5 protein-coding genes are annotated in these 6,689 nt (G+C 67.6%); 3 read left to right on the forward strand and 2 right to left on the reverse strand.

The annotated features are described in order from the left end of the window. Positions 1 to 154: 154 nt before the first annotated feature. The 3 genes from recA to LL06_RS21555 all read left to right on the forward strand — a co-directional run bounded on the left by recA (position 155) and on the right by LL06_RS21555 (position 5,119). Positions 155 to 1,249 (forward strand): recombinase RecA, encoded by a 1,095-nt coding sequence (gene recA / locus LL06_RS21545; RefSeq protein WP_035531729.1) that lies wholly within the window; start codon positions 155 to 157, stop codon positions 1,247 to 1,249. Between the two features lie 231 nt (positions 1,250 to 1,480). Further along, positions 1,481 to 4,132, forward strand: a complete 2,652-nt coding sequence (gene alaS, locus LL06_RS21550) for an alanine--tRNA ligase (RefSeq protein ID WP_035531735.1) — start codon at positions 1,481 to 1,483, stop codon at positions 4,130 to 4,132. A 135-nt stretch (positions 4,133 to 4,267) separates the two neighbouring features. Beyond that, entirely contained in the window at positions 4,268 to 5,119 is an 852-nt protein-coding gene (locus tag LL06_RS21555) for an AraC family transcriptional regulator (RefSeq protein WP_035531732.1), read from the forward strand. A gap of 259 nt (positions 5,120 to 5,378) precedes the next feature. Here the strand turns inward: LL06_RS21555 and LL06_RS21560 are convergent, their stop codons facing one another. Together LL06_RS21560 and LL06_RS21565 are read right to left on the reverse strand one after the other, a co-directional pair. Continuing rightward, complete coding sequence (locus tag LL06_RS21560; protein WP_052161807.1) at positions 5,379 to 5,987, reverse strand: glutathione S-transferase family protein; 609 nt, start codon at positions 5,985 to 5,987, stop codon at positions 5,379 to 5,381. Between the two features lie 13 nt (positions 5,988 to 6,000). After that, on the reverse strand, positions 6,001 to 6,689 hold a 689-nt coding region (locus tag LL06_RS21565; protein WP_052161808.1), incomplete at its 5' end, for a VTT domain-containing protein.

Here is a 6,689-nt window from a genome sequence, read left to right on the forward strand (position 1 = left end):
GCGGCGTCGCGGAAACGAAAAAGGAACATGCGTCGGTTTCTCTAGGTGAATCAGGGGCTTCGAGGGGGCTTGCGCGAACGGAACAAATAGGGTACAAATCGCGCCAAGACACACTCATTGCTTGCGACGGCACGATAACCTAAAGGTGGACCAAATGGCACAGAACTCTTTGCGGCTGGTAGAGGAAAAATCCGTGGACAAAAGCAAGGCGCTTGACGCCGCACTTGCCCAGATCGAGCGTTCGTTCGGCAAGGGCTCCATCATGAAGCTCGGGGCCAACGAGGGCGTGGTCGAGATCGAAACGGTTCCCACCGGCTCGCTCGGGCTCGACATCGCGCTCGGCATCGGCGGCCTGCCGCGCGGCCGCGTGATCGAGATCTTCGGCCCGGAAAGCTCGGGCAAGACGACGCTGGCGCTGCAGACCATCGCCGAGGCCCAGAAGAAGGGCGGCATCTGCGGCTTTATCGACGCCGAACACGCGCTCGACCCGGTCTATGCCCGCAAGCTCGGGGTCGACCTCGAAAGCCTGCTGATCTCGCAGCCCGACAATGGCGAGCAGGCGCTCGAGATCACCGACACGCTGGTCCGCTCCGGCGCCATCGACGTGCTGGTGATCGATTCGGTGGCGGCGCTGACGCCGCGGGCGGAAATCGAGGGCGAAATGGGCGACAGCCTGCCGGGCCTGCAGGCGCGGCTGATGAGCCAGGCGCTGAGGAAGCTCACCGCCTCGATCTCGCGCTCGAACTGCATGGTCATCTTCATCAACCAGATCCGCATGAAGATCGGCGTGATGTTCGGCTCGCCCGAAACCACCACCGGCGGCAATGCGCTGAAATTCTACGCCTCGGTGCGGCTCGACATCCGCCGCATCGGCTCGGTCAAGGACCGCGACGAGGTGGTCGGCAACCAGACCCGCGTCAAGGTGGTCAAGAACAAGATGGCGCCGCCCTTCAAGCAGGTCGAGTTTGACATCATGTATGGCGAGGGCGTGTCGAAGATGGGCGAGCTGGTCGATTTGGGCGTCAAGGCGGGCATCGTCGAGAAATCCGGCGCCTGGTTCTCCTACAACAGCCAGCGGCTGGGGCAGGGGCGCGAGAACGCCAAGCAGTTCCTCAGGGAAAATCCGGTGCTGGCCGACGAGATCGAACTGGCGCTGCGCCAGAACGCCGGGCTGATCGCCGAAAAATTCCTGGAGACCGACCATTCGGGCGGCGAGGACGACGACACGCCCGAAGCCGCCGAAATGTAGGATCCGCGCGATCCTCGGTCCGGGCTGTCCGGGCCGCGTGACATCAGCCGGCCGTCCGCGCCCCGCGAGGGAGCGGGCGGCCGGTTTTCCTTTGTGCGCGGCCGCTGCCGTCTGGACAGGCAACCGGACGGGGGATAAAAGCGGCGATCCGCCGGTGGTGCGGCGATCTGACATTCGGGCCCCCCGAACCACAAGCCGGGGCGCGGCCTTCCATCTGACAAAGGGTTGATCATGAGTGGCGTGAACGAAATCCGGTCGGCGTTTCTCGACTATTTCAAGAAGAACGGACACGAGGTCGTGGCGTCGAGCCCGCTGGTGCCGCGCAACGACCCGACGCTGATGTTCACCAATGCGGGCATGGTGCAGTTCAAGAACGTGTTCACCGGGCTCGAGAGCCGTCCCTATTCGACCGCCGCCACCTCGCAGAAATGCGTGCGCGCCGGCGGCAAGCACAACGACCTCGACAATGTCGGCTACACCGCGCGCCACCACACCTTCTTCGAGATGCTGGGCAATTTCTCCTTCGGCGACTATTTCAAGGAGCGCGCCATCGAGCTTGCCTGGAACCTGCTGACCAAGGATTTCGGCATCGACAAGAACCGGCTGATGGTCACCGTCTACCACACCGACGACGACGCCTTCGAGCTGTGGCGCAAGATCGCCGGCCTGCCCGAAAGCAAGATCATCCGGATTCCGACCAATGACAATTTCTGGGCGATGGGCGACACCGGCCCCTGCGGCCCGTGCTCGGAGATCTTCTACGATCACGGCGACCATATCTGGGGCGGCCCTCCCGGTTCGCCCGAGGAGGACGGCGACCGTTTCATCGAGATCTGGAACCTGGTGTTCATGCAGTTCGAGCAGACCGCGGACGAGCGGCTCGACCTGCCGCGCCCGTCGATCGACACCGGCATGGGCCTCGAGCGCATCGCAGCCCTGCTGCAGGGCCAGCACGACAATTATGACATCGACCTGTTCCGCCGGCTGATCGCCGCCTCCGAGGACGCCACCGGCGTGCCGGCCGAGGGCAAGAACCGCGCCAGCCACCGGGTGATCGCCGATCACCTGCGCTCGTCGGCCTTCCTGATCGCCGACGGCGTGCTGCCTTCCAACGAGGGCCGCGGCTATGTGCTGCGCCGCATCATGCGCCGCGCCATGCGGCACGCGCAGCTGCTCGGCGCGCGCGATCCGCTGATGTACCGGCTGCTGCCCACGCTGGTGGCCGAGATGGGCCGGGCCTATCCGGAGCTGCAGCGCGCCGAGGCGCTGATCTCGGAAACGCTGAAGCTCGAGGAAACCCGCTTCCGCAAGACGCTCGAGCGCGGGTTGAGCCTGCTCGACGAAGCCAGCGCCGGGCTCGGCGAAGGCGACCGGCTGGACGGCGAGACCGCGTTCAAGCTCTACGACACCTTCGGCTTCCCGCTCGACCTGACGCAGGACGCGCTCCGGCAGCGCGGCGTCGATGTCGACACGGATGCCTTCACTGCGGCGATGGAGCGGCAGAAGGCGGAGGCGCGCAAGCACTGGTCCGGCTCGGGCGACGCCGCCACCGAAACCATCTGGTACGAAATCAAGGACAAGGCCGGCGCCACCGATTTCCTGGGCTACGACACCGAGGCGGCCGAGGGCGTGATCCTGGCGCTGGTGCGCGACGGCGCGCAGGTGGAGACGGCCGAGGCCGGCGAACTGGTCGACGTGGTCGTCAACCAGACGCCGTTCTACGGCGAATCCGGCGGCCAGATGGGCGACCAGGGGACGATTTCGGGCGAGGGCTACCGGCTCGCCGTGAGCGACACCCAGAAGCGCGGCGAGGGGCTGTTCGTGCACCGGGCCAAGGTCATCGAGGGCAAGGTCAGGCGCGGCGCGGTGGCGCAGCTCGAGGTCGACCACGGAAGGCGCGCGAAGATCCGCGCCAATCATTCCGCCACCCATCTGCTGCATGAGGCGCTGCGCGAAGTGCTCGGCACCCATGTGGCGCAGAAGGGCTCGCTGGTGGCGCCCGAGCGGCTGCGGTTCGACGTCTCCCATCCCAAGCCGATGAGCGGCGAGGAACTCCGCGAGGTCGAGGAGATGGCCAACGAGATCATCCGCCAGAACAGCCCGGTCTCGACCCGGCTGATGGCGGTCGATGATGCCATCGCCGAGGGCGCGATGGCGCTGTTCGGCGAGAAATACGGCGACGAGGTGCGGGTCGTGTCGATGGGCACCGGCGTGCGCGGGGTCAAGTCGAACCGGCCCTATTCGGTCGAACTGTGCGGCGGCACCCATGTGGCGGCCACCGGCGAGATCGGCCTGGTGCGGGTGCTCTCCGACAGCGCGGTCAGCGCCGGGGTGCGCCGCATCGAGGCGCTGACCGGCGAGGCCGCGCGCCAGCACCTGATCGAGCAGGACGAACGGCTCAGGCAGGTGGCGGCGATGCTCAAGGTGCAGACCGGCGACGTGGCCCAGCGCATCGAGGCGCTGATGGACGAGCGCAAGAAGCTCGAGCGCGAGCTGATGGAGGCGCGCAAGAAGCTGGCGCTCGGCGGCGGCAGCGCGGGCGGCGACGAGAGCCGGGTGATCAACGGCGTGACCTATCTCGGCAAGGTGGTCACCGGCGTGCTGCCCAAGGATCTCAAGGGCCTGGTCGACGCGGCGAAATCCTCGCTCGGCTCGGGCGTGGCAGCCTTCGTGGCCGTCAGCGAAGACGGCAAGGCGAGCGTCGTGGTCGGCGTCACCGAGGACCTGACCAAGACGCTCTCGGCGGTCGACCTGGTGCGGGCGGCGTCCGAAGCCATCGGCGGCAAGGGCGGCGGCGGCCGGCCCGACATGGCCCAGGCCGGCGGCCCCGACGGCGACAAGGCCCAGGCCGCCATCGACGCGGTGGCTGCGGCGCTCGGCTGACGCGGCGCTGCATGAAACGCCTCTCCCCATCAAGCGCCCGGGCCCTCGGCCCGGGCGTTTTTTCTTGGCCGCAACTCAGCAAGATTTGTGCGGTCGAGGCGTGCTGTTAATGTCGTGACCGACGGAGGGACCGGCATGACGGCGAACGCAGGCATCAGGGATTACCGGGCGCGGCTTGAACGGGTGCGCAACCATATTCGCGCCCATCTCGATCGCCCGCTCAATCTCGACGAGCTTGCCGACATCGCCTGCCTGTCCCGCTTCCACTGGCACCGCACCTATCGCGGCCTGACCGGGGAAACCGTGTGGCAGACTGTCAGACGGTTGAGACTGCACCGGGCGGCGTCCGAACTCGTCAACGGGTCGGATCCGGTGGAGGCGATCGCCGCGCGCTCGGGCTACACCAACGCGCGCGCCTTCACCCAGGCTTTCAAAACCGATTTCGGTCTGCCGCCGCTTCGCTACCGCGCCGAGGGCGGTCACCGGCGCTATGACAATCCTGAATGGCAGGAGACCGACATCATGTATGACGTGCGCATCGAAGAGCATCCCGAAATCACCATCGCCGGCCTGATCCACACCGGGCCCTATATCGACGTCGGCGCGACCTTCGACCGGTTCGGCTCGGAACTGGCGATCCGCGGCGGCTGGGAGAAATCCGACGGCATGGCCGCGGCCTATTTTTCCGATCCCGACCTGACCCCGCCCGACGAACTCAAATCGCTGGCGGGCATGGCGCTCAAGCACGGCGCCGCGCCGCCCGAGGGGTTCGAGACCTGCGTGCTGCCCAAGGGGCGCTACGCGGTGCTGGTCCACAAGGGCCCTTACGGGGAACTCGCCAAGGCCTATCAGTGGTTCTTCGGGCCGTGGCTCGCGCAGAGCGGCGAGACCGCGGGACCGGCGCCGGCGGTGGAGCGCTATCTCAACACCCCGCTCGACGCGGCGCCGCCCGATCTGATGACCGAAATCCAGATGCACCTGGCCTGATCTGGCGGCAGGGCGCGGGAGGGCCATCCGGTCCGCCCGCGCCCCGGGTCCGATGGGGCGGGCGGCGCGGGCCGCATACCCTCAAAATGGCAAGAATGGCGACGGATCTTTTCCGCTCGACGCGAAGCGGCCGCTCAGGCATACTTGTTCGCGTTCATTCGGAGCTATCCTGGAAAACTGTTGTGGGAAAATCCAGTCTCCTAAATCCGCTCCGAATGAACACTTTCCCGCCCCATCACCGTCCCAGGCGCCGAACGTGTCAGGCAAAAGGCGGCAGCGTGCCCGCCTGAAGCCGCCAGCGGGCAAGCCGCGGGCACAGGTCGGGAAGCGCCTCGCCCACCGCGCTGTCGGCGACATAGTCCATGCAGGCGGCGAGATAGGCGTCGGCGAGCGACTGGGCTTCGCCGCAGAGCCAGGGCCCGAGCGCCAGCGCTTCGAGCGCGCCGAGCACGGTGCGCGCCTTGGCGATCATCCCGGGATCAGGCTCCAGTCCCTTGGATTTCGGCACATGCAGGCCCCAGACGATGATCGGATAGACGCCGGTGTCGACGATCGAGACGATCTGGTTCATGCGGGCGCGGAGGGCCGGATCGGCGGGCTCGAGCGGCGGGCCGTCGAAGGCCTGGTCGATGTAGCGGGTGATGGCGAGCGTTTCGTGCAGCGTGAGCGGCCCGTGGCGCAGGAGCGGGATCTTGCCGAAGGGATGGCCCGCGGCGCGCGCTCTGCCGGGGCCGTCGGGGGCGAAGACATCCAGCGGTTCAAAGTGATGCGGCACGCGCTTGAGACGCAGCGCGAGCCGGCAGATGCGGCTGTAGACGCTGTAATCGGCGCCGATCAGGGTGACGTGGACCGGGTCCCTGGCGGTCATCTGCAGTCTCCTTTCAGTCGGCCCGCGACCGGGCCTGGGCCTTGCGGATCGCCCGCATCAATTGCCAGCCGAGGAAGGCAGCGAGCGCCAGCATCGCCAGCGCCATCGACAGGTTGCCGAGGATGCCGGCCAGCATCTCGATGTTGGAGCCGAAAGCATAGCCGAGGCCGATATAGATCGTCAGCCACAGCGCTTCCCCGGCGAGGCCCCAGGCGGTGAAGACGGCCCAGTTGAGGCCGACCGCGCCCGCGGCGATGTTGATCGCCGGCCCCAGCGGCGTGAACAACCAGCGGCTGAAGAACACGCTGCTCGAACCCCATTTCTCCATGGTCGGCTCCGTGGCCCGGGCCCTGCGCGCCAGGCGGCCGAGAAGACCGGGGCGATCGCGGCTCGACCGCGCCACCGAACGGCCGGCGAGGAATCCCGCCTGGTCGCCCAGGGTGACGCCAGCGAGCGCCCAGAGGAACGCTACGCCCAACTCGGCATCGCCGTTGGCGGCGAGCGCGCCGAGCGCCAGGAGCGCGAGCGAGGTGGGCAGGGGCAGGCCGAACTGGCCGATCGCCAGCACCAGCGCCGCCGCGGGCAGGCCATAGACGGTGAGCAGTTCCAGCAACTGATCGGTCATGGACGCGGCGATGCGGGCGCGGGCGGCGATGCGGGCGCGGGCGGCAGCGGGGGCGGCTGCGGCGCAGGCGCCAGGCC

It is taken from the genome of Hoeflea sp. BAL378, assembly GCF_000759435.1.
Taxonomy (GTDB): Bacteria; Pseudomonadota; Alphaproteobacteria; order Rhizobiales; family Rhizobiaceae; genus Hoeflea.